Origin of the sequence: Pricia mediterranea, from assembly GCF_032248455.1 — a bacterium.
Taxonomy (GTDB): domain Bacteria; phylum Bacteroidota; class Bacteroidia; order Flavobacteriales; family Flavobacteriaceae; genus Pricia; species Pricia mediterranea.
Genome location: NZ_JAVTTP010000001.1, coordinates 170252 through 194288, shown reverse-complemented (window position 1 = coordinate 194288; position 24037 = coordinate 170252). Strand labels below are relative to the sequence as shown.

Annotated in this window: 17 protein-coding genes; 4 read left to right on the top strand and 13 right to left on the bottom strand. The window is 43.3% G+C overall.

Annotated elements, in window-relative coordinates; all coding sequences use genetic code 11:
• Window positions 1–231: 231 nt before the first annotated feature.
• On the top strand, window positions 232–4596 hold the full coding sequence (locus RQM65_RS00745; protein WP_314012013.1) for an NACHT domain-containing protein: 4365 nt from the start codon (window positions 232–234) through the stop codon (window positions 4594–4596).
• Window positions 4597–4608: 12 nt separating this feature from the next.
• Here RQM65_RS00745 and RQM65_RS00740 read toward each other — a convergent pair whose 3' ends face one another.
• Complete coding sequence (locus RQM65_RS00740; RefSeq protein WP_314012012.1) at window positions 4609–6372, bottom strand: DUF4209 domain-containing protein; 1764 nt, start codon at window positions 6370–6372, stop codon at window positions 4609–4611.
• 174 nt (window positions 6373–6546) lie between these two features.
• Between RQM65_RS00740 and RQM65_RS00735 the strand changes: the two genes are divergently transcribed.
• Window positions 6547–7590: a hypothetical protein gene (locus RQM65_RS00735; protein ID WP_314012011.1), complete on the top strand. Its 1044-nt coding sequence runs from the start codon at window positions 6547–6549 to the stop codon at window positions 7588–7590.
• A gap of 7 nt (window positions 7591–7597) precedes the next feature.
• On the opposite strand, the gene RQM65_RS00730 is transcribed toward RQM65_RS00735, so the two are convergent.
• The 4 genes from RQM65_RS00730 to RQM65_RS00720 all read right to left on the bottom strand — a co-directional run bounded on the left by RQM65_RS00730 (window position 7598) and on the right by RQM65_RS00720 (window position 11337).
• On the bottom strand, window positions 7598–7960 hold the full coding sequence (locus RQM65_RS00730; RefSeq protein ID WP_314012010.1) for a hypothetical protein: 363 nt from the start codon (window positions 7958–7960) through the stop codon (window positions 7598–7600).
• A gap of 51 nt (window positions 7961–8011) precedes the next feature.
• A complete protein-coding gene (locus tag RQM65_RS00725; RefSeq protein WP_314012009.1) occupies window positions 8012–10813 on the bottom strand; it encodes a TrlF family AAA-like ATPase in 2802 nt (933 codons plus the stop codon).
• Window positions 10814–11005: 192 nt separating this feature from the next.
• Window positions 11006–11200 (bottom strand): hypothetical protein, encoded by a 195-nt coding sequence (locus RQM65_RS18885; protein ID WP_432279855.1) that lies wholly within the window; start codon window positions 11198–11200, stop codon window positions 11006–11008.
• Window positions 11197–11337 carry a hypothetical protein gene (locus RQM65_RS00720; protein WP_314012008.1) on the bottom strand — a complete coding sequence of 47 codons (141 nt, stop codon included), beginning with the start codon at window positions 11335–11337 and terminating at the stop codon, window positions 11197–11199. Before RQM65_RS00720 ends, RQM65_RS18885 begins: the two co-directional genes overlap by 4 nt.
• Before the next feature lie 444 nt (window positions 11338–11781).
• Here RQM65_RS00720 and RQM65_RS00715 point away from each other — a divergent pair, with 444 nt between their 5' ends.
• The gene (locus tag RQM65_RS00715) at window positions 11782–12360 is read left to right on the top strand and encodes a hypothetical protein (protein ID WP_314012007.1); all 579 of its coding nucleotides are present in this window, start codon (window positions 11782–11784) and stop codon (window positions 12358–12360) included.
• A 46-nt stretch (window positions 12361–12406) separates the two neighbouring features.
• Here RQM65_RS00715 and RQM65_RS00710 read toward each other — a convergent pair whose 3' ends face one another.
• The 8 genes from RQM65_RS00710 to thrA all read right to left on the bottom strand — a co-directional run bounded on the left by RQM65_RS00710 (window position 12407) and on the right by thrA (window position 22037).
• A complete protein-coding gene (locus RQM65_RS00710) occupies window positions 12407–13597 on the bottom strand; it encodes a site-specific integrase (protein WP_314012005.1) in 1191 nt (396 codons plus the stop codon).
• A gap of 122 nt (window positions 13598–13719) precedes the next feature.
• Window positions 13720–14430, bottom strand: coding sequence for a YebC/PmpR family DNA-binding transcriptional regulator (locus tag RQM65_RS00705; protein WP_314012003.1), 711 nt, complete (start codon window positions 14428–14430; stop codon window positions 13720–13722).
• A gap of 78 nt (window positions 14431–14508) precedes the next feature.
• Window positions 14509–14802: a 4a-hydroxytetrahydrobiopterin dehydratase gene (locus tag RQM65_RS00700; RefSeq protein WP_314012001.1), complete on the bottom strand. Its 294-nt coding sequence runs from the start codon at window positions 14800–14802 to the stop codon at window positions 14509–14511.
• A gap of 232 nt (window positions 14803–15034) precedes the next feature.
• A complete protein-coding gene (locus tag RQM65_RS00695; RefSeq protein WP_314011999.1) occupies window positions 15035–15883 on the bottom strand; it encodes a sugar nucleotide-binding protein in 849 nt (282 codons plus the stop codon).
• Between the two features lie 9 nt (window positions 15884–15892).
• Window positions 15893–16978: a glycine cleavage system aminomethyltransferase GcvT gene (gene gcvT / locus RQM65_RS00690; protein WP_314011998.1), complete on the bottom strand. Its 1086-nt coding sequence runs from the start codon at window positions 16976–16978 to the stop codon at window positions 15893–15895.
• Window positions 16979–17216: 238 nt separating this feature from the next.
• Window positions 17217–18515, bottom strand: a complete 1299-nt coding sequence (gene thrC / locus RQM65_RS00685) for a threonine synthase (protein ID WP_314011997.1) — start codon at window positions 18513–18515, stop codon at window positions 17217–17219.
• 57 nt (window positions 18516–18572) lie between these two features.
• The gene (locus tag RQM65_RS00680) at window positions 18573–19499 is read right to left on the bottom strand and encodes a homoserine kinase (RefSeq protein ID WP_314011996.1); all 927 of its coding nucleotides are present in this window, start codon (window positions 19497–19499) and stop codon (window positions 18573–18575) included.
• A 93-nt stretch (window positions 19500–19592) separates the two neighbouring features.
• A complete protein-coding gene (gene thrA / locus RQM65_RS00675; protein WP_314011995.1) occupies window positions 19593–22037 on the bottom strand; it encodes a bifunctional aspartate kinase/homoserine dehydrogenase I in 2445 nt (814 codons plus the stop codon).
• Between the two features lie 293 nt (window positions 22038–22330).
• Here thrA and RQM65_RS00670 point away from each other — a divergent pair, with 293 nt between their 5' ends.
• Complete coding sequence (locus RQM65_RS00670; protein ID WP_314011993.1) at window positions 22331–23866, top strand: NAD(P)H-hydrate dehydratase; 1536 nt, start codon at window positions 22331–22333, stop codon at window positions 23864–23866.
• Window positions 23867–24037 lie beyond the last annotated feature (171 nt).

The window sequence follows — 24037 nt, the reverse complement described above, 5'->3', positions numbered from 1 at the left end:
TTATTTCATGACTGCTAGCAGATTTAGACTCTTTATAAAAAGCGTATTTTGTTAAGAGTTTTGATTTTTTAAATAGAATGTACCTGAGTTTAACGGTAATCCTAAAACAATATCCAATTGGTATAATGTAAAGAGTAGTATTTACTATTCCATTTCGATATATCAAAGTTAGTATTTCTCAAAACCTTAGCATGTAGATTAATTATCTTTAGGGTACATTAACTTGTACATATGTGGAATAACTTCAAAACTTATGGCGATAGTCCCGAGAATGCTTTCGAGACACTGTGCAATCAACTTTTTGAAAGGTATTTGCACAGAAATTATAAAAAAGACCTAGCGAGGTTTAGGGTAATCAATGGAGCTGGGGGAGACGGAGGTATTGAAGCCTATGGTGCACTCCATACTGGCACCATTGTGGCGGTACAGTCCAAATGGTTCCCTACCGCCATGCGGACTTCCCAAATCAATCAAATCAAAAAATCCATTACCACAGCTCTGAAAATACGTCCAAACATTTCCAAATATATCATTTGTATCCCAAGAAATCTTGCTTCAAAAAAAAGAGGGAAAGGAGGTAAAATCCCCAAAAATACCGAAGAAGATAGGGTAAACAAACTAGCATCCGATATAAAAGACCTTCACAAGGACTTAACACTGACCTGGTGGACAACAGATGATATTCTCAGGGAATTACAACTCCCGGGCAATGATGGCATTCACCGTTACTGGTTTGACAAGGAAACTATAGACTTTTCGTTGTTGATTGAGCAATTCCGGTTTCAAAAAACCAATAATTGGCTTAAGGAACGTTATGTTCCCGCCTTGCATACACAAGGTGTCATCCACGAACAAGTGGGTCAACTGATTTTTTCCAAAAAGTATCGGGTGGCACTTATTTCCAGGGTCCAGGAAGTACAGACAAAAATCCAAAAGACGGCTAAGTTATTAGAGAGCTTTCGCGATATGGTTTCCAAAAAAAACCTATTGTCAGCCATGGAGGAAGTGGATAGGTATTTGTCTAAGGCAAATGGGATCGCTTCCGATCTGATAAGGGAGATCATGGCTTCCAACATGGATTACAGGGTAATTTCGGATTGTCCGGAACCAGAGGGCCTTTCCATTTTGGAGACCTATCTGGATGACCTCAGGCCCACCAACGTTGAAAAAAACACCGTTTATGATCTAAAAGGGTTGATCAGAGATCTCCTTCGGATATACCCCATTGGTTTTTTCATGGATATTGGGAGTTTATTGAATGTCTCAAGAAAGTTTGTCTTTGGTGGCCCTGGAACTGGAAAGACCCAAGGTTTGGCCAACGTTGTGGAACTGGCCATCGACAACGACTATCCCGCAATCTTGATCAGGGCCAAAACAGCCAATAGTAAGAGTTGGACCAGTATTTTGGAAAAAGCCCTGGATGTTCAGGGATGGACGAAGAACGAGCTTTTTTCCGCCTTGGAGACCCTAGCGATCAAAAATGACGTACAAAAAGCCATGGCCCTAGATCATGGCCAAGAACCCGACTACCCCAAAACTGTTGTGCTCATCAGTATTGATGGACTTGAGGAAGCCATTGAAAAGAAAGAGGAGTGGTATGATCGAATAGCGGAAACCACGGAAATCACTCTACGATATCCGAGAATCAAATTTGTGTTTACCGCACGACACTATTTTTACGACAATTCCAAAGATATCGATTCATTGGCGGAAGAGGTGCGCCTGGAGGGTGATGGTGACGTTCAGATAGACGAGGTCATCGGTCCGTATTTTGAACACTATCGGATTACGGGAAAACTATCATACCCGATACAGGGACTTACCAGCCTTTTTGCCCTAAGGCTGTTTTGCGAAGAATATGAGGGTCAAAACCTAGATGAACTTGGAAGGGTCGAGACAACCGTTCAAAAGTTGCTGAACCTGAAAGTAGCGCGTCTCAATACGGAATTCATTCAGAACACCGGAACGGGCATAACCATTACAGAAGCCCCTGTTATAGATGGTTTGTCCATACTATCCAAAGCATTCTATGTAAGCGGAAGTATAACACATAAAGAGTTGGTCCAACTGCTTAGTCAAGACGAAGGGGCTTTTTTTACCCCTGAAGCGGCTACAAACCTTCTACAATTCCTTGCCAGCAATGGTGTCCTGACCCAATATGAAAGTTTGGAAAAAACAGGAGTTCTGGAAAAACGAATAAGAAAATACAGCATCACCTACCAATCCATCATCGAGACCCTGATCAGTGAGGAAATCTATGAGAACATAAAAACGGAAAGCGAAGATAAACTTCCGGATATACTTTTTAGGCCCCTAGCTATTCCTGTGCACCAGCTACCCAAAAAGGATTTTGCGATAAAATCCATTGCACCAAACAGGCAAATCATTCAAAATCTGGTTTCCCGAATCTTCAATGAACAGGAAAAACTCATCGGTGAGGAAGATTTCCTTGTAGATGGGCTTTCCCAGGACCAGATTCTTGATTTGCAATTGGAAGCATTGCGAAGGGCCCCCAAATCTCTGGGCGCAAAATATGATTCCTATGTCATGGAACTCTTTTTCAAGAATTATGAAATCCGGTTTAAGGTCATCAAAAAACTGATTATACCTTCCGCAAAAGGCCATGGTGAATTTTTTAATGCAAATTGGTTGCACGAAATCTTGATGGGGCAGCCCACGGTCTTTAAAAGGGATAAAATCTGGTCCGATCTGGATAATGAGGAAATGAACGGCTTCAGTGAATCTGAACGTTTCATCTACCGGGCCAACTATACATTAAGGAAACTTTTGACCGATAATGTACTGGATCAGCCCAGTGTTTCAAATGATGCCCAGCATGACGGGTTCCCCTTAATCCTGGCCTGGGGTCTATCCACCATTGATAGGGAATTACGGGAAAAGATTTCTTCGGCCCTTACGGGCTGGGGTATTTTAAATCCAAAGAGGTATAAGCTGCTTCTTGATAAAATTTTTGACTGTAATGACCCCCAAATCCAAGAAGATTTGGCATCCATTACCTTGGGCATTGCCAGTAGGCTGAAGGACTTCAACGGTCTCCAAGAACTGTCTGAATGGGCCCTTGCCAACATTTTTGAGCACCGCGGCAAACATCGAAATGTCATCGTCCGACAAGGTTTTAGGGCAATAGTAGAAAGGGCGCACCAGTTTGGTCTGATTTCAGAGGAAAAAGTGGCCCTGGCCAGACCACGCCCAATAGGGGATTTTAGGCTATTGAAATTGGATACGGACTATTTGCGTAAGGCCCGTCGAGAACATTATCCAATTGTACATGACCTGGCATGGTACGTTATTGAAAAGGCCTACCAAAGATTTTTGACAGGTCACGAGGCCAAGAACGGGGTCGAGGAAGAAAGTGTCAGGCCCGAGCACCAATTTCTTGACCAATACCGGAAGAGTTATGGGAATAAGGAGATATATTCGCGATCCTGGGGCATGTCCGCTGCCCTTAATTATATTAAAGGGCTGGGGCTGACTAGAACTAAAGGCAGTTGGTTCACTGATGCCTCGCATGGATCAAAAAGCAAGATATATACCTATGAGGAAAAATATACTTGGTTGGCGGTGCATTATCTGCAGGGCTACCTATCGGATTACCTGCCCTATGCGGAACGTTCCTATAGTCTGGAAAGAGACTGGATTACCAACTATAACGTGCTTACACTGATTCACAATCCGGTTGAAGATGTAATGGATGAGGAAACCATGGACCATCTTCTGGAAAGACGGAACACCATTTGGCGGATCAAGGAACCCCTTGCCACGGAAATAACACCCTCCGATAAACTTCAGGAGGACATAGAAAAAGCCGTTCTAAAGGATCCAAATCTGGATTTCAACAAGTGGCTATTTTTTAAAAATTTCGACTTTTTGAATGAAGGTGAAACCGCTGTTGGCCTATATGGGTACACTTATTTAAACAATAAGACCGAAACGGTTACCACTTCTTTACTGACCCAAGCCTGTATCATCAAAAAAGAGAATTTCGGGGTACTCAAGGATATTGTTGTCAACCAACCTGATAACAGATATTGGCTGGGAAGCAGCGATAGCTATCAGGCTGTTGCAGATACTGACGTATATGCCAACCCAACGGATATTGTATGGATGGACTGGATTGAAGAAAGAGAAAATAAAATATTTATATCAGAAGATGTATCCTTTTCATTTACTCGTACAAGTGTTACCAAAAACGATACCCAGGGAGAAAAGGAAGTCTATATCCCATCCAAAAAAATTAGGACTCTTTTAGGAATAAGCGATTACAAAAACAGTAAGTTTTTAAATCCGAACGATACCATTGTAGGAGAGATTTCCGAGGTTTCAGAAGGATCATTTGAAGACCGACAGGAGCTGCTTGTGGTCAAATGGGGCATGCTGCAAAAGGCACTAGAGGACGAAGGGCTTCAACTATGCTGGTTCGCCCAATTCTTTTCTAGGAAGAACCCGTTCAACAAAAATCTGGACAAGGACTTTCATGCCCAGCGTGTAAAGAAGTATTTCATATGGAAGGAGAGCAAGGAGCTTAGAAGCCATAAATTTTGGGATGAAACATTCAGTAACCAAAAGGACCAATGATCAAATCCTTCATCACTTTTGTGAGATGTTATATTTTCCCAACCGCAACAGCACGGCAATGAGCAACAGCATCTTTTTGGAGGTATAGTCTTTTTCATTGTAAAAGGAATGTGCTATGTTATTTCGGAGATTCAACCCTGGGCTGTCTGAAAAAGCGTAATCGAACAGAAGTAAGTCTTCTTGGTCAAAGTACTCCTTAATGACCTTATTGTCGAAAATCCTATGAAGTAAAACCTCTTGTATACCCTTTTCCTTCCCTTCACTTGTAGGGACATTAAGCCTTTCACAGAAATTTCTAAAAAGTCCCTCCAGTTTTAAAGTAAGGCTATCCACGCACAGAACAAAGTTTGGGACATAATGAGTGGATGTTCCCCATGCCAATATTTGGTTAAAAAAATCCAGCACAGCGGGTGCCAATAAATTGGCCCAATTGGTTTCAATGGGATTTCCACCGAGATCAAATTTCAGATGTGGTTTACCTATCCACGTATATTCCAAGAAGTATTCCAAAAAGTTAAGATAGGTCAGGTGTCCAGACCGAATGCCAAAGAAAAATGTGTGGTGCAGAAAGGGAAGCATCGTTTCCTCCATGCGATAGCCAAATTCCCTAAGAACGGCCACATATTCATCAGTACCCCTTTCATCAAACATTATATTTTTATTTGTATCAAAACGAACCTGTTTGGCAAACTGCAGAAAAGGTTCAGAGGGAGTTTTGTCAGCTTGTTTTTTTGCGTCCTCATATTTTGGAAAATAAAAGGGCAAGGAAAGATACTTGTATATCTGGTTCGGTGTCCGCTTCAAGAGTTCTCGCGCCCTTACTTTTAGTTCTTCGTTGGTTTCCTTTAGAATCTTTATACTTTCCTCAGAAAGAGGATGGACAAATGTGTCCAACTTCACCTTGGGTTTCAGTTCAAAATAAGATTGTTCTGCCTTTTTCTTTTCTTCCAAAGCACCAGCTAGACCAAACGAATGAATTGCGTGTGCAAGGCTGTCCAGGTTCATAAAGTTTTTAGCTTCCCTCGTGTCATGTTCGGCCAATCTGACATAGGCATGACCGGCCATAAGATGCCATTTCTTAGGACTAAGTCCCTTCTTCGCAACAACCTTCAAAGCAATTGGAATATGACTTTCAACCAAATGAAAGTCATCTATCGCATGATTGCTACTTTCGAGTAATTCATGAAGAAGCTCTGGGATATTTTCAAAATCCTTGGCCTTAAATACCTTTGGAAAGGCCAACATGGTTTCAATAATGCCTATTTTTTCATGAGCATCAAATGCACCGGTATGGAAAAGTAGTTCGTTCTTAAGTCTTTTCACCTGTTCAAAATGATTGATTTGACTACTTAGTCCCGTAATCAATTCAAAACACTCCTGGATTTCACTTCCAACATAGCTGTTGGTATTATTCCCGAACCGGAAATAATCTGCAATCAGCTCAACATAATGGTGAATTGCTACCATAGCGTGCTTTTTATTCTTGGTCTCAGCAGCAATCCATAGTAAGTGATGGTATTTTGCCTTCAATAGATTTGACTCGGAAGTCTCCGCTCTTTTCTTCAGGTAACCCATTTTTCTTTTGGTTTCCATTTTATCCGGAAATTGGGAAGTCTCTTCCTTATTGACATCATACGAATTGGACAAAGGGAAAAGGATATTTCCTCTTATCTCAAAAAGAAAAAACTCCATTTCCCAAACCAATTGTTTTTTTTCGTGGGATATTTCAGTTTTTTCCTTGTAATGTGCAATGGAAGAAACAAGTGCATAGTTCAACTTCAACCTTATGGCATTCTTTTCGATGTACTAGTAAAATTGGGATAGTGATTCAGTTTTCAGTAATTCTTTATCTTCTAGCATATTTTTGGATAAGGTTGTTTTCTAAAGCTAGTGAAATTCCCTTTTCAAATGATAGTTCGAAGTATGGATTAACCTAATAAAAAGAAATCAATGCCAATACTCAATGTTTCTACCCTTTACCAAAGAATCAATCGCGGAAGCGAGGGTGGAAATGAGTTCGCACGTATAATGAATCTTTTGTTGGCCTCAGAAATGGAGTGTATCAACCATCGTTTCAATTCATTTTCGGATGCTAATGGAGATTACAAGGGATTAGATGCCTTTTCAAAATCAAAAAGCCCCAGAAAAATTGGTACCCAAATAACCGGTTATCAATATAAGTTTTATCCACAAAACCTAACATCCCACCAGAAAAAAAACATAAAAGAATCCGTTAGGAAAGCATTTGAGGAAAATGAAAATCTGATTTCATGGATACTCATTACTCCTGAAGACTTCTTGAAATCCCAAATCAGTTGGTTTGAAGAGCTTAAGAAAGGGCTGGAATTCAACTTTACTCTAGACGATATGGTTGATTTCAAAATTAAGCATGGGGATTTTCCCATGCGCGACTATTTTACCATTGAGCATTGGGGGCATACCAAAATTATTGATCTGATGATGAGACATCCTCATATTGGTCAATCCTATTACCCTGAATTATTCCAACACGCTCAAGACGATTCTTTAGGCTTTCAGTTGGTTAGGGTGATCCTTGATGCCAAAAGATGCAATTGGAGTGTCTCCGAATCGAAAAAAAATGTTTTTATCTGCAATGAACAAGGGATTCCCCCTGAAAATAAAATAAAGGATCCGATATTTGATTTTTCTTTTATCAATAATTCCAATCGTTTGTTCCTATTGTACAGCATTACCGTCTGCGTAATGGATTTCTGGACGGTAATGAAAGGGCCGGGACCGGAACGGATATTAAAGTCTCTTGATATGTTTGCAATGAAAGTTGATTTCTCAAAAAAGAAGACAACGAAAGAACTGGAAGACCCAATAATTTTCAGGGCCAAAGAGCCCACAAGATTTCATGTCAAACTTGAAGAGTTTTTGGACGGTTTGCCTGGAAACTGTATTGAGATTAAGTTTATATTTAATTTTGGAGAAGAAGTTTTGGAATCTCAAGATATACTTCTTTCCCTTTAATAGTACCCTATAATTTGAAAGAAGCCATCATATAAGCCTGTTGAATTAAATTTTCGACTTCCCTAGAAAGCATCTCTCTGGGCAAACTTTTCATTTCCTCGATATCCAAATCATTGCCGATAAGAAACTGAACAAGATTTTCGTCTGAAGATTTAATTGTAAGAATGGATACGTTGTTGATTTTTGTAATCCTATGGGCTATTTGATTATCTGAAATGGGGTCAGTCATTCGGATGTTGAATACTGTACAATTTGCACGAATCTTACTATTATCGGCCGTGATGTAAAGACCCTCTATAATGATGTTGTCAACCAGATAATCCAAAATTTGGTTGTTATCCCCCTCTAATCCCAATTTTAAATCCTGCATTTGTGATGGTTTTTAAGAATATAAATTACGTAAATTATTTAATAATCATTTTTAGAAGCCATATTTTTCCTTCCTCAGTTTGAAGGCCTTTTCACCACCTTCCATTATTAGAGTAATCTCATCCCTAATTTCAGAATTGTCTATAGCTCCCTCGTGCTTGATTTCTCCCTGTGTCTGTTGACTTGACTCTTTATAGTCGCAGCAAACAACAAGCTCAGCGTCCCCGTTAACTACCAAATTTGCATTATGACTGGTAAATATTAATTGTCTTTTGCTTTTTGCCGTCCAGATATTTTCAATTATCTCCGTGATTGCCCTATTATCAATATCGTCTTCAGGTTGATCGATCAACAAGGGAATTCCTTCCTGGTTTAAAAGAACTGAGAGCAATGCAGTTGCTTGTTGACCTGCGGAAGCCTCAGAAAAAGGAATTATATCGTCCATCTGATTTCCTGTTGCATAAAAGAATTTAGGCTCAAATTCGATTTCCTGAGTAAGCATGGAAAGCCAATTTTCCGGATTGAAAAGTTCCGCAATTCGCTGCTTGTTTATATCATTTAGGCCCGCCGCTGTCAGTGTGGGCGTTTCAGGGAGTTCAATGGGTTTATTCTCAAGTATTCTATATTCTGCCAAACTTTTAAGTTCTTCAAGGGCTTGCTTCCATGAATCCAAGGGAGATTCATTCTCCGTAATTTGATTACAAATACCGTCTATTTTCTCTTTGCTGATCCGTGTTCCTGTAAATGAAGTAAGCAGCAATTCTTGAATTGATCGAATATTTATGCTCTTGGTCACTTCGGCCTGGATAAGTCCCTTCGATAACTCCGTGAACAGTTTTGCTTGTTTATCAAGTAGGTCTATTTTTTCTTGGTGAAGGCTATACCATTTGATTTTTTCCGCAGCGAACACAGATTCAGGATTTCCCAGTTCCTTGATTTTGGATAGCCTATCATTGATGGAATCCGTCAATTCCCTTAATCGTGCTTCCAGTTTATTTATCTCTTTAATTATACTCTCGTTGGCAGATGCCTTCTCTTTTATTTGATCGTAAGAGATATCAAAACTCTTTTTTAGGGCTTTCCATTTGGTAATGCTATCATTGTAATCCTCAAGGTTCTCTTCATTGAACAAATCGATTATCTTTTCCAAGTTTTTACCAATGTCACCGAACAACTTGGTTTTGCTGGATTGGAGTTCACCAATAAGCTTTTCGTTTAGAATTTTTGTTTCATCGTCCAATTGGGAAGGATAGTTCTTTAAAGATTTTGCTATAGACTTGAACTTTTCTTCAAAAAGGGCTATTTCATTAGTAGATTCCTGTATGTATGTCTGCTCGTTTTCGAACAACTCTTTATTCTCAATAACTTTTTTGTCTTCTTCCGTAAGCCCCTTTAACAAATTTCTGAGATTTTGAACTTGCTCATGGACAGATTTTGATTGCAGCCGTAGTTCATCGATTTCATTCTGAATTTCGATTTTTCGGACAAGGTTGCCATAGGCGTTTTTCAAGTTTTTTGATACCTCACGTAAATTAAACCCTATATTGTTCAACTCATTGGCTATGGGTTGTTGAATAAATCTCTTTAATTCATCTGTTCGAACCCCCACACTACTCAACTGCTTTTGGCTATAAGCCTGAATGGGAATAAGACGTCTTACTTCATCCTCCGAGGCTTTTTCAAATTCACCATCCCCAATTTTTAGCAGTATTTCCTTGGAAACTGAATTTCTCTTGACAATGTGTTCAATTCCATTGATCGATGCCACAATTCTTATTTCTCCCGCAAAAGGAACCAGGGTTTTCTCAATCAAGGTCCGCCTTCTTTTTAGTATTTCCGATTCTGAATCATACTTGTCCACACCCAATATTTGATCGCACAATCCCCATCTTATATATTCCAGCAGTGTAGATTTCCCAGTACCTCGGCCTCCGATGAATGCGCTGTATTGTTGATTCAATTCAAGTTCAACGCGTCCAAGAAACTTGGAATTTGTTACGCTTATTCTGCTGATAAAGACTTGTGGTAAAACTGGTTCGGTAAGGGACATTCTTGATTCTTTCGCCAGACAGGCTTGCCTCAGTGCCTCGGCTGTCGGGGTTGCCCATTTTACCCAAGTGGTAGCCGTCCCCAAATCCTCAAAAGTTTCTTTTCGGTTGTCAGATGTTTGAAAAACAGCGATTGACTTAAAACCATAATTCCTATCTTTTCCTTCTAAGATATTTTTAAGGCCCTGATTATCCGACAACGCTCCATCCGCATAACCCCCAACACAGGGCATCTTTATATAATGCTCGTAAAAGTCTCTACGCAACAATCCCTTATGTCCCCTGGAAGTGTGGGGAAGAACTATATACTTTCCTTTTAAGACATCAATGGTGTCCAGTTTGATTTGCAAATCATTTAAACCATTTATTACATCTGATGGAATAGGAATGGTTTCTTTGGTCGAAGGTTCTTCAATTGGATTTGGCTCGATGGCCAATTTATGGAGAACCCTTATCAGCTGGTCTTCAGGAAAATTTGCATCCAATAGTAAAAGTGCTTGGCAAGGCGGATTGCTTAGAGTTAATTCGATTCCTGGAAAAACGACTAACTTATCACTCTCACGAATTGGCTCCCCTTCAGAATCAACTTCATTATTAGCAGCATTCTTAATGTAAGGGAAAAAAGATAAATCGTGATGGTCGGTAATTGCAACAGCGTTAATTCCTTTTTCCCGACATGCAAGGACAAACGTGTCGGCATAGGCATTTCTATCAGTATCAGTTACGGGTTTATTCCCTGTCCAATTTATATCCCTTGGTGAATGAACTTGAAAATCACAATTAAAAAACCTTGTTCCTTTATTCATATTTTATCTCTTATTTTACCTTGTAAGAATAATCCGAATTTACCCGATTTAAACTGAAATACAAAGCACAAATAAACATCTTTTAATGCCTCATAGCGAAAGTCTAAATGATAAAGTAATCTGGTTTTGACAATGATTCCGAAATTGCTTTATGCCCTACTGAATTCATCATGAAAGGGTTGTATAGCAACATTAGAAGAATGTACTTTTATAGTTTAAAGGCTCAGGGTCCAGATAGCTACCCCATTCCTTTATTCCAATAAAGGCTAGGGATTCAAGATGGTAAGGTTCCTCAAATTCGACATTGATTTTCTGGACTGCTTCCACATCCGTAACCCTGACCCGTGTTTCATAGTTGTACTTCGCACCACTCTCGGTAAAATTCAGGGAACCCGATAGGAGGTATGCCCGTCGATGATATAGATTTTCCCATGGATGAACATATCATTGATACGGTGGGCATCGGGAGCGATATAAACTTTAAATGGAAATAGTGAAGAATAGGTATAGGAGTAGATTCTCATTTTTTGAACCTTCCGTTTTAATAATCTTGACAGCCCATACAAAAGCATTGGAATAGGAAGTCCCATCAAAAGCACTGAATTTTTAGTAGTGTAAAACTGTACAGGTAACAATGCCACCAAGACCAAGCTAGAATATTTTAAGATTTTCTTTGTGGAAATCAAACGGTTCCTAACATCTTTGGTCTTTTAATCCAAATGCCGATGCTGTACGATTAATGGTTTGAATGGCATGTTTCATTAAATAGAGGCTGAAATATAAAAGTAAATAATTTCAACAAGTAATTAGTTACATCAAAGCATAAGAGTATTGAAGTTGTAGTAAAATACTGTTTTTAAATACTTCAATTAAAATTATACTCTTTACAAATCGCACCTTTCTTAAAGAGTTTATTTTATGGAAGAAATTTTAGTAACTTTCTCAAAATGCTCTATTAAACGATTGATATGAAACCCGATGTACATAAAGATTTCTCAGGGGATTGGAGGTCTTATTTTCCGGAGGAAATGGTTTCCGTTATGGATGATTATTATGAAAGCGTGGAACAAATTGACTATGATGAAGACTTAGCCCAAATCGGTCTCAATAAAGTAATCAAAGTATTTCCAGAATGTCATATAGATGCTTACAATCATTTGAGTATCAGCAATAGAAACCAGAGCAAAACAGAACAAGCTTTACAGTATGCTATAACTGCATATATGATCGGTATGGATTCACTCCCCAATTCATTCAATCATAACCATGATAAATTGATATGGCTAATTCTTGAAAACCGACCTTTTCTTAGGTCACTGCAGATACTTGGTTTAGAGTTCATGAGACGCCGTGATTTAGTAAGAGCCGAAAGTCTTTTTTTAAAATTAATCTTGTATAACCCAAACGACAATCAAGGCATACGCTATTTATTAGCCGAAATTTATCATTATACTAAGGAGAAAAAGAAGCTCAAAGCTCTTGAAAAAGAATATTCTCGGGAAGACCTTTTGTTGGAAGTGTTTAGTTGGAAAGAAAGAATTCTTTAAAGAATGGGGGGTTACAGTTGTGCATTGACTCTGTAGTTGAGCCATGCTATCCGAACAATCGATTCATTTCTTCAGCCTCTTCCTTGTGATAGAAGTCTTTTAAATAATGCTGGGTTGTTGATAATTTGGTATGTCCCAAAAGTTTGGAAATCATTAATATTCCGGTATTGGATTTTACTGCGAAATCTGCAAACGAGTGTTTGGCCATGTGCATGCTTACCCATTTTTTAATGCCCGCTTTTTCGCATGCAATTCTGAGAGACCTATTGGCGGCATTGTTTGAAATATAGAGCCGATGTTCAATTTCTTCTACTGATTTGTCTGCCATACCATAAAGTGGGGGGAAGACGAACGTTTCATCCTTTCCTCTGTATTTCTCTATTATATCGATTGCCTTAGGAGCAACTGGTAAAGTTCTTTTTGCACCAGCACGAGTTTTAGATTTTCCCATGGTGTAGACAATCTCGTTACCGATGATATTTTCCCATTTGAGTCGGCATACGTCGGAGAAGCGCATGCCAGCGGTAAAGAAAGAAAATAAAAACATATCCCTCGCCTTAGACATCCCTTTGTGATGCGCTGAAATTTTTAAGTCAGATAGCTTGCTGATTTCATCGAATGTAAGGGATTCCTTTTCTGTATTCTCAGTAACAATTTGATAGCCTTTTATTGGATTTGTTTTAATGATACCAATGGCAACGGCCTTGTTCAGAACTGCATAAAATGATTTAAAGTTGGATGCAACGGTATTTACCTTATTTCCTTTTTCCAGCATCCATTGCTCATAATCCTTGGCGAATTGAACCGATAAATCGGAAAATGAAACGTGACTTGCAAACTCCTTCAGTTTTTTTATGTATTTCTGCTGTGTATTGGCTGTGCGTATTTTTCCTTTTAGCTTGGCCTCGTCCACTATCTGTTGATAGAAATCCAAGAATGAACTGGAATCGTACTTTTGGGAATTTTTGTAAAGGAAAAGGAGTCTTTTCGCTGAAATTCCTTCATTTTCATAGTACAGTTTCTGAACTGATAGCAAAAGGGTATTTAAACTAGCGTTGAGTTTTTCCTCTATGGGATGACGTTTGATTTTTTTTCTTTTATCGTCCCATTGAGTACTTTTAACGGAGATTCCCGAATCCAAATATTGCACATCCCTGTTCGAGGTCTCCATCTTGAGCCTTATCAATTGCGTGCCATTTTTCTTGACGTAAGAAGAAAGATAGAAATTAAGGTTCATTTTTAATTAGTTCGATATTAGTTCGAAATCTAATCAAATATAAACAAAAATAAAGGAATATAAACTTTTTATTAGTTATTGAAAAACAGTGTTATAGCAACAAGTGTAAGGTTTATGGTTGATTATTCCTGCATAGTGTGGTATACGTTCTGTACATCATCGTCTTCCTCTAATTTTTCGAGCAGATTTTCCACATCCGCGGCCTCCTCTTCTGAAAGGGCCTTTGTGACTTGTGGTATCCGTTCAAATCCCGAGGATAGAATCTCGATATCACGACTTTCAAGTTCTTTTTGGATATCCCCAAAGCTTTCGAAAGGGGCGTAAATTAAAATGCCGTCATCGTCAACAAAGACCTCCTCGGCCCCGAAGTCGATCATTTCGAGTTCCAGTTCCTCGGGATCGATACCCTGGGCTGGGATTCTAAAGTTACAGGTATGGTCGAACATGAATTCCACTGACCCCGAGGTGCCCAGGCTACCGTCACATTTGTTGAAGTAACTACGGATGTTCGCCACGGTACGCGTATTGTTGTCCGTGGCGGTCTCGATCAAAACGGCAATACCATGGGGAGCATAGCCCTCGAAAAGTACTTCCTTGTAATCGCCCAAGCTTTTATCGGAGGCCCGTTTAATGGCCCGCTCGATATTGTCTTTGGGCATATTGACGGACTTGGCGTTCTGTATGACCGCCCTAAGCCGGGAATTGGTATCGGGATCGCCGCCCCCTTCCTTTACGGCCATGACAATATCCTTCCCGATACGCGTAAAGGCCTTGGACATCGCCGCCCAGCGTTTCAATTTTCGGGTCTTTCGAAATTCAAAAGCTCTTCCCATGTAATTTTGCTGCTTTGGTTCGATAGCAAATTTAAGAAAAATGCATCCTACATCGCAACCGGGCCTTATCCAACCGCATTACTTCTTATCCCCCTCAATTACATCTTCGATACTTTGGGCCAGTTTGAAATCCTTTTCCGTAACTCCTTCGGCATCGTGGGTGCTGAGGCTGATGCTGAGGGAATTATAGACATTGCTCCAATCCGGGTGATGGCCCTGGGCCTCACATTCAAAGGCGATGCGGGTCATTACGGTAAAGGCCTCCTTAAAATTATCAAATTGAAAAGAGGTTTCAATGGCGTTGTCAACGAATTCCCACCCCTCTAATTTTTCCAATTTTTTCTCGATTTCCTGTTCGGATAGTTTTTTCATGAAGAATTGATTTTTTAGTGTCCCGCGTTCCAGTGCTTAATAGAATTCGACGTGGCGGGAAATACGATTAGTACTTAGGAGTGAATATATCGAATTTGGGAAAATTATTGTACGTAAAGCCAACTAATTTTAGCCGTATCCATCGGTTTGCCCGAATACAGGAAACGGAAAAGGTGGTTTTTGTTCCCTGATGCCATTGATGTGTAGAATAACATGCTGAAATGGGATACTACTACCTTGTAATGTGGTGGTCGATCACATCTTGATATCCGAATTGTAGATTTCTAGGCAGTTTGTTGTCCTTTGGAAGTACCGCCATGTAGCGTTCTTCGTTCGTGGTGTACACGCGTTTGTAAATGGGATTGAAATTACCGATGCGCTCGACGACTTCCTTGATAAAATCTTCATGGTGTACCAGGTCTTGGCTTCCCAGATGAAAGATACCGGTTTTGTTGCGGTTGACAAGGTAATGGATCTGTTGGGTCAGTTTGTCGTCACTGGTTACGTTCAAAATGAGCTTGGGAAATACTTCCACCGGTTCGTTGTCCCAAATAAATTGCTTGATTTCCTTAATGCGGGGGGAGGCGTTGCCAAACACCATGGGCACCCGCAGAATGCCCATCTTCTCTTGGGGAAGGCGGAGCAGCATGTTCTCGATTTTGATTTTCAGGCGACCGTAGACGCTTTCCGACAAGGTCTTGTCGAATTCGTAGGACGGATATTGGCGGTAGGCGTCAAAAACATTGGCGGAAGAAAGAAAATAAAGAACACACTCGTTTTGTAAGAGATACTCCGTAATATGCCGATGTGCCTGTATCTGGGCGGCAAAATTGCCCCGGACCGCGGAGATGATGACCTGTGGCCGCACCTTTTCCAGTATTTCAAAAACATCGTCCTCCGCCAGATCGTACTGGAAGAATTGCTGATTGTCTTCAAAGGAGCGCCGGGCAGACCAGTAGGTGCCGTAGGTGTCGAAATAATTACAAAGTTCTTTGTAGATGGCGTTTCCCAAAAATCCGCTTCCCCCTAAAATGAGTACCTTCTTGTTTCTCTCGTCTTTCTTTCGCCTTCCTTTCGCCATAGAAATGGATTATCCTTTATAAAAAGGGGGTTTGACCACGGTCGCCGGGACCGTTTTTTTTCGGATTTTAATATGAATTCGATGGTCCGTCTTGGCATGCTCCAAGGGAACATAGCCGAGTCCGATGCCTTTGCCGAGCGAGGGTGACATGGTGCCGGAGGTGACCGTACCTATGCCATTGCCCTTATCGTCAACGATATCGTAACCTTGACGCGGGATGCCTTTTCCGTCGAGTTCGAAGCCGATCAATTTGCGGGCGAGACCTCTTTCTTTCTCCTCGGCGAGGGCCTTACTGTTCACAAAGTCCTTGGTGAATTTGGTGACCCATCCCAGCCCCGCTTCAAAAGGGGAGGTGGTGTCGTCGATGTCGTTGCCATAGAGACAAAATCCCATTTCAAGGCGCAGCGTATCCCGGGCCGCCAAGCCGATCGGTTTGATACCGTAGTCGGCCCCTGCTTCGAAGACCTTGTCCCATATCTGCTGGACTTCGTCGTTCTTACAGTAGATTTCGAACCCTCCCGATCCGGTGTATCCGGTGGCGGAGATGATGACATGCTCGATACCGGCAAAATCCGCCACCTCGAAATTGTAGAACTTGATTTCCGACAGATCGACCGAAGTTAGGCTTTGCATGGCCTCTACGGCTTTGGGGCCTTGAATGGCCAAGAGCGCGTAATTTTCGGAGATGTCCCGCATCTCGGCATTGATGTCCGAATTATATTTCGAGATATGGGTCCAATCTTTTTCGATGTTCGATGCATTGACCACGAGCAGATAGGTATCGTCCTTGATCCGATAAACGATAAGGTCATCGACGATGCCCCCGGTTTCGTTGGACAAGTAGCTGTACTGCGCCTTTCCGACCTTAAGTTTCGAAGCGTCGTTGCTGGTCACCTTTTGAACCAGTTCCAGGGCGTTCGGCCCTAGGATCAAGAACTCCCCCATGTGCGAAACATCGAAAACGCCTACCCCTTTGCGAACGGTCTCGTGCTCGGCATTGACGCCTTCATAGGAAACAGGCATGTTATACCCCGCAAAGGGAACCATTTTGGCGCCGAGGGCTATATGGGTATCGGTAAGGGCCGTATTTTTCATAAAACAAAAGGTTTGTACACGCGCCGATAGGGCGGGCGGGGTTATAGGCTTTTGGTCGGATGTCCATGTTGCATGCGGTCCGTTGATGTATTTTCATCGACCATCCGTAACCCTGCAAAGTTATCGAATTATTTAGGGATAGTAAATTGGCTGCTGTTATGATTTACACAATAGTCGTCATACGTCGGAGCGCAATTAAATCTAAGGTCGGGCATGAAGGCCCCGTAGATAAACCGTTTTATTGGTCGTTCAGCAGGTAATTTTTCAATTCGGAGTAATCCGTTATTCGGATGGATTTTTTCTCCCGGTCCATTACCTTTTGGATTTGGGGCGGGATCTCCAGGGATTGTTCAATGGTATCTTCGACCACCTCCAAAAACTTGACCGGATGCGCGGTTTCCAAAAAGATGCCATAGCTGTTCGGATGCTTTTCCACATATCTTTTTAATCCTAAATAACCAACGGCACCATGGGGGTCGGCCACATAGCCGCTATTTTTATGGATATTTAGGATGGCTTCCCGGGTTTCATCGTCGGTAAAGGAAAAAGAGGAGAGATTTTCTTTCAGGACCTCAAGATCATCCCCGTACAAATGTCGGATACGAACAAAGTTGCTCGGATCCCCGACATCCATGGCGTTTGAGATGGTCGCTGTAGAGGGTTTAGGGCGGTATGCTCCCGAGCGCATAAATTCGGGCACGGTATCGTTTACGTTGGTGGCCGCCACAAAGTGTTTCACGGGCATGCCAAGGCGTTGGGCGACCATCCCGGCGCAGATATTTCCGAAATTCCCGCTGGGGATGGAGAATACGACCTCCTGTCCCCGGCTTTTGACGGCCTTGTACGCGAAGAGAAAGTAAAACAGTTGCGGCAGCCATCTGGCCACGTTGATGGAGTTGGCCGAGGTAAGTTGCATTTTCTCCAACAGGGCTGCGTCCAAAAAGGCGGACTTCACCATTTTTTGGCAATCGTCAAAGGTACCTTCTACTTCCAGGGCCGTAATATTTTGGCCCAAGGTGGTCAACTGACGTTCTTGAATGTCACTAACTTTTCCACTGGGATATAGAATTACCACCTTGACCCCAACGATTCCTAGGAACCCGTTGGCCACGGCCCCGCCTGTATCGCCTGAAGTAGCTACCAGTACGGTGATTTCGGATGGCTCCCCCTGGGAAAAGTGGCCTAGACATCGGGCCATAAAACGTGCCCCGACATCTTTGAAAGCCATGGTCGGGCCGTGGAAGAGCTCGAGGGTCGCAATGTTTTCCTCGATGGGAACAACCGGAAAATCAAAATCCAGCACATCCTCTAAAATATCCTTGAGAACCGTATCGGGAATAGTATCGGAAACAAACTGTCGAATCGCCTCAAAGGCTATTTCAAGGTGGGACATTTTTTCGATATCCTCAAAAAAGGAGTCGGGTAGGGGCGTGATACGTTCGGGAAAGTAGAGTCCCTTATCCGGCGCAATCCCATTGATAACAGCATCTTTAAAAGATACGGCCGGGGTTTCTTTATTAAGGCTGTAGTAGTTCAAGCTTTTTGATTTGAAAATTTATTGATTTGAAAATGGATATTGGAAAATGGTCTTCCGTCAAAGCGTCCTAACCCCCTCAACATTAACTTTCGAAACATGTACATCGTATTCGATCCCGATTTTTTGGTAAATCCCTTTCATGGCTGCGGCTACTTTTTTGGCCGTATCTTCCCCTTTGCTAAAGGCAAAAATAGATGGGCCAGATCCCGAAATGCCGCAGCCTAGGGCGCCGGCCGATATTGCATCGGACTTCACCTTGTCGAAACCGGGAATCAAGATGGAACGGATGGGCTCGACGATATGATCGGTCAACGAGCGGCCGATCAGGTCATAGTCCTCCATCAATAGTCCTGCTATCAATCCCCCTAGGTTGCCCCATTGTTTGATGCCGTCGGCCAAGGTAATATTGGTCTTTAGAATTTTTCGCGAATCGGAGGTTCGTATCTCGATTTGCGGATGGATGACTGTGGCCCAAAGTTGCGGGGGACTCGCAATGGGAACAATATCTAGCGGTTCGTAGCTGCGCACCAGGGTAAACCCGCCGAATAGGGCAGGGGCTACGTTGTCGGCGTGAGCGACCCCACTGGCCAAGCGCTCGCCCTCCATGGCGAACTTCACCAGTTCGAGGGGGGGAAAGGGGGTGCCCAGTAGTTCATTCATCGCCCAAACGGCACCGGTGGAACTTGCTGCGCTGCTTCCGATACCGCTGCCGGCCTTGATTTTTTTATGGATTTCGATTTCGAACCCGCCGTCGTAATCACTTTCTCCCAGCAAGGCGAGTCCCGCTACGCCGGCTACGTTCAAATGGGTCTCGGTGGGGAGGTCCTGTCCCGTTAGTTTGGTGATTCGGATGCCCTTTTCGGCGACCTTTCGGATAATCATCTCATCTCCAACGGAATCGAGGGCAACGCCCAGCACGTCGAATCCGCAGGAGATGTTGGCGATTGTTGCGGGACAGAAAATTTTTAATTCAGAGGCGGCCATATTATCTATTATTTTTGAAAAGGGTCGGTGAGAGTGACGTTGGAACACTAATCCGATAAACTTTATCAACCCATACACTAATGAACTACCTACTTAAAAGTTCCCGATTCGAATAATATCGGCAAAGATGCCCGAGGCGGTCACATCGGCCCCGGCCCCCGCACCCTTGATGATCATCGGTTGGTTCGGGTAGCGCTTGGTATAGAACAGCACAATATTATCGCTTCCCTCAAGGTTGTAAAAATCGTGTCCCTTGGGAATCTGCTGCAGTCCGACGCTTGCTTTTCCGTCCTCATACTGGGCGACATATTTGAGTTTACTGTCCGCCTTCTGCGCATCGGCGTACAACTTTTGAAAGTCGGCTTCGTGCTTCTTTAGGGAGGCGAAAAAATCTTCGTTGTTATGGGTATCCAAAGTTTCTTGGGGTAAGAATGGCTTGTTCTCGATATCTGAAATCTCCAAGCGGTTCCCGCTTTCCCGTGCCAGGATCAGGATTTTGCGCATCACATCGATTCCGCTAAGGTCTATTTTCGGGTCCGGTTCGGTATAGCCCTCCGCCATGGCCCGTTCGACCACGTCGTGAAAGGTGGTAGAATCGTCAAAGTGGTTGAACACAAAATTGAGGCTTCCGGACAGCACGGCCTGTATTTTTAAGATTTTGTCCCCGGACGCAATCAAATGCTTGAGGGTATCGATAATCGGCAGTCCCGCCCCCACGTTGGTCTCGAAGAGAAACGGGGCGTTGTAGGTCCGTGCCAAGTCCTTAAGTTCTTTATAATTTTCATACGCCGAAGAGCAGGCGACCTTGTTGCAGGTAACGACCGAAATGCTGTTGGCCAGATATGAATTATAGGTCGAGGCCACCGCATCGCTATCGGTATTGTCCACAAAAATGGAATTTCGATAGTTGAGCTGTTGCACCCTTTCAAAAAACCCGATTTTGTTGGCTTTCTTTCCCTCGGCCAATCGTGATTCCCAATCTTTGAGCGGAATGCCCTGTTCGTCAAAGACCATGGTTCGGGAGTTTGAGATGCCGATCACCCTAAGGTTCAGCTTGAGGTTTTCCTTCAAAAACTTGCGCTGCTCCCGTACCTGTTCCAAGAATTTTGCGCCAACGTTTCCGACGCCCATGACAAAAAGGTTGAGTTGTTTGATATTTTCCTCGAAAAACTCCTCATGCAGCGCGTTAAGGGCCTTTTTGACATCGCTTTCGATGATGACCGCGGAAATATTGCGTTCCGAGGCACCTTGAGCGATAGCCCTGATATTGACGTTGTTGCGCCCGAGGGTACTGAACATTTTTCCGCTCAGACCTTGGTGATGCTTCATATTGTCCCCCACGAGCGCGATAATGGATAAGCCCCTCTCGGCGATGGCGGATTTTATCTTGCCGCGTTCAATCTCATATTGAAAAGACGTGTTGACCACCTCCACCGCGATATCGACATCGTCTGCCGATATGCCCACGCAAATGGAATGCTCGGAAGACGCCTGGGTAATAAAGACCACACTGATATCGGCACGGGAAAGCACCTCGAAAAAGCGTTTGGAAATTCCGGGAACCCCTACCATGCCAGGGCCTTCAAGAGACAATAGCGCCATATTCGCCACATGGGTGATGCCCCTGACGGTCTTTCCCTTTTCATTTTTGTTCTTGGTAATCAAGGTGCCGGCATCATCGGGGGCCGAGGTATTTTTTATATGGATGGATATGCCTTTGGCCAAAACGGGCTGAATGGATGGGGGATACAGCACCTTTGCCCCGAAATGGGAGAGTTCCATGGCCTCTTCGTAGGAAATATTCGAAATCGCCCTGGCCTGTTTGACCAGTTTCGGATTGGCGGTGAACATGCCACTGACATCCGTCCATTTTTCCAGTACCTCTGCATCTATGGCCGCTGCGACGATGGCGGCGGTATAGTCAGAACCGCCCCTGCCCAAGGTGGTGGAATTGCCATTTTCCGAGGAAGCGATAAAACCGGGCAGTACGATAATCCGGTTTTCCACCTCCGAAAAGTAGGTAGTGCAATTGACATTGGTACTTTCGAAAAGGACGCTGGCCTTTCCGGCGTCCTCGTTCGTTTTGATCAGTTCCCTGCTATCCTTGTAGGCTGCGTCCATTCCCTCCTGTAGAAAGTATTCGCTGATAATATAGGCGGATAAAAGTTCGCCGTAGCTTACGATCTTGTCCGAAAGCCTGGGGGTAATCTCCTTGATAAGGTAAGCACCTTCCAATAGGGTTTCCAAGGTGTTGATATCACTTTTCACCCTGCTCAATACCTGACTTTGGGCGGTAATGGGGATCAGCTCCTTGACCGCGTTCAGGTGTCGGACTTCGATATCCTTAAGCACATCTTTATAATCCGCATTCTGCACAGATGCCAAAAGGGCGGCGTGTAAGAGGAGGTCGGTCACCCCACCAAAGGCGGAGACCACGACCACGGTCTTATCCGTCACCGTATCGGCGACAATATCTTTGACCAATTTAATACTTGGGGCGTCGGCAACGGAGGTGCCCCCGAATTTTAGGACTTTCATTCGATAAGTGGATTAATTTGTAAAGCAATATGAAATGCGATAAATCGCTGAAACGGAATACTATGTTGTCGATTACCCCTACGGGGTGCCCGTGCCGATGGTAGTCGTAAAACCATGGGTCCGTTCAAAGGATAAGGCCATTATGTGGGTGAGGAGATGTTGCATAATTTTTCGAACGCTTCAAATGTAGTATTTTTAGGTTTGTAATCAAATTTTTTGTGTTTGTTGTTGTGGGAAACCAGAAATTCCAACAAAGGAAGGAACACCAAGACAAGAATAAAATTAGAACTGACATGAAAATATTCGCCGCCGAGCAAATTTATGCCGCCGATAAAACCACTATAAAAAAACAGAATATCACCAGCGACGTCCTTATGGAACGCGCCGCGACCCGTTTGTTCGAATGGCTGCACCTGCGACTGCAGGGCAACCCGGTCAAGATCCATCTGTTCTGCGGAATTGGAAACAATGGCGGTGATGGGCTGGTCTTGGCGCGGCAGTTAAAGGAAGAAGGCTACAATATCGCCGTGTATGTGGTCCGTTATAGTGAGAAACGCTCCGACGATTTTTCGACAAATCTGGAGCGCTTGAAGAAGCGCGAGGTAACCCCCGATGTTTTGGAGGAAGGCGATGCCCTACCTACGATTTCAAAGGACGATATCATCGTCGATGCGATTTTCGGATTGGGACTGAACCGTCCGCCCGACGATTGGGTGGTAGCTTTGTTCGAACATCTGCACCGTTCGCGAGCATTTACATTGTCCGTGGATATTCCCTCGGGCCTCTTTACCGATAGGGTTCCCTCGGATAAAAAAGCCGTGGTCAAGGCGAACCATACCTTGACCTTTCAGGTGCCGAAACTGGTTTTTTTCCTTCCGAAAACGGGCATTTTCACCGAAAATTGGGAAGTGTTGGATATCGGACTGGACCAAGAATTTCTCTCCACCGCCGAAACGGATTATGAACTCATCGGGAAAAATGAAGTACTGGCGTTTTACGAACCCCGAAAGAAATATTCCCATAAAGGCACCTATGGTCACAGTTTGATTATTGGCGGAAGCTACGGCAAGATCGGCGCCGTACATTTGGCCGCCAAAGCCTGTCTGCATACGGGAAGCGGTCTCGTCACCGCCTATGTCCCACAATGCGGCTATACTCCCCTTCAGACCAACCTGCCAGAGGCCATGGTGATTACGGATGCTGCTGAAAAGCACATATCAAAAATAGATTTCGATATCGAGCCCACCGTCATCGGGCTGGGGATCGGGATGGGAAAGGATACAAAAACCGTCAATGCCCTCGGTCAATTTTTGGATGTAAACAAGACTCCTCTGGTCATCGATGCCGATGCCCTGAACATACTCTCCGAGAACGAGGAGTTTTTGGACAAGCTACCACCTAGGTCCGTCCTGACCCCGCATCCCAAAGAGCTCGAACGCCTCATCGGAAAATGGGACGGCGATTTCCAGAAATTGGAAATGGCGAAGTCCTTCTCCCAAAAATACGATTGTGTGCTGGTCATCAAAGGCTCGAACACCCTCACCATCTACGATGGAAAAGGCTATGTAAACACCACCGGCAATCCCGGAATGGCCACCGGCGGCACCGGCGATGTACTCACCGGTATGGTCACCGGTCTTATCGCCCAAGGCTACCCCCCGTTACAAGCCGCCATTTTCGGCGTCTACATGCATGGGGAAGCGGGGGACACCATGGTTGAGGACACTGGATATCAGACCTTGACCGCCTCGAAGCTCATCGAAGGCATCGGAGAGGCTTTTTTGGATTTATTCGCTGTTGATGACGATGTCCTTGCAGACGAGGAGTAGGGGCAGTTTCAAGGGATGCCGTGTTTTTTTTAAGGCTGTTGTCAATTGTGTTTTTCGACATGCGATTTTGCCTAACGCTGCGTTGAAGGCTTTGCGGGTTTGAATGGGGCGGAAGGCAAATTTGGCTGATATGAAAAGTAATAAACATCATGTTATCCGGAAATATTAGTG

What these genes read in the sequence shown, in the direction of transcription:
- RQM65_RS00745 (WP_314012013.1), top strand. Translation starts at nt 232, where the DNA reads ATGTGGAATAACTTCAAAACTTATGGCGATAGTCCCGAGAATGCTTTC.
- RQM65_RS00710 (WP_314012005.1), bottom strand. Translation starts at nt 13,597, where the DNA reads ATGAACCTTAATTTCTATCTTTCTTCTTACGTCAAGAAAAATGGCACG.
- RQM65_RS00730 (WP_314012010.1), bottom strand. Translation starts at nt 7,960, where the DNA reads ATGCAGGATTTAAAATTGGGATTAGAGGGGGATAACAACCAAATTTTG.
- gcvT (WP_314011998.1), bottom strand. Translation starts at nt 16,978, where the DNA reads ATGAAAAATACGGCCCTTACCGATACCCATATAGCCCTCGGCGCCAAA.
- RQM65_RS00735 (WP_314012011.1), top strand. Translation starts at nt 6,547, where the DNA reads ATGCCAATACTCAATGTTTCTACCCTTTACCAAAGAATCAATCGCGGA.
- RQM65_RS00705 (WP_314012003.1), bottom strand. Translation starts at nt 14,430, where the DNA reads ATGGGAAGAGCTTTTGAATTTCGAAAGACCCGAAAATTGAAACGCTGG.
- RQM65_RS00680 (WP_314011996.1), bottom strand. Translation starts at nt 19,499, where the DNA reads ATGGCCGCCTCTGAATTAAAAATTTTCTGTCCCGCAACAATCGCCAAC.
- thrA (WP_314011995.1), bottom strand. Translation starts at nt 22,037, where the DNA reads ATGAAAGTCCTAAAATTCGGGGGCACCTCCGTTGCCGACGCCCCAAGT.
- RQM65_RS00700 (WP_314012001.1), bottom strand. Translation starts at nt 14,802, where the DNA reads ATGAAAAAACTATCCGAACAGGAAATCGAGAAAAAATTGGAAAAATTA.
- RQM65_RS00715 (WP_314012007.1), top strand. Translation starts at nt 11,782, where the DNA reads ATGAAACCCGATGTACATAAAGATTTCTCAGGGGATTGGAGGTCTTAT.
- RQM65_RS00720 (WP_314012008.1), bottom strand. Translation starts at nt 11,337, where the DNA reads ATGAGAATCTACTCCTATACCTATTCTTCACTATTTCCATTTAAAGTT.
- RQM65_RS00725 (WP_314012009.1), bottom strand. Translation starts at nt 10,813, where the DNA reads ATGAATAAAGGAACAAGGTTTTTTAATTGTGATTTTCAAGTTCATTCA.
- RQM65_RS00670 (WP_314011993.1), top strand. Translation starts at nt 22,331, where the DNA reads ATGAAAATATTCGCCGCCGAGCAAATTTATGCCGCCGATAAAACCACT.
- RQM65_RS00695 (WP_314011999.1), bottom strand. Translation starts at nt 15,883, where the DNA reads ATGGCGAAAGGAAGGCGAAAGAAAGACGAGAGAAACAAGAAGGTACTC.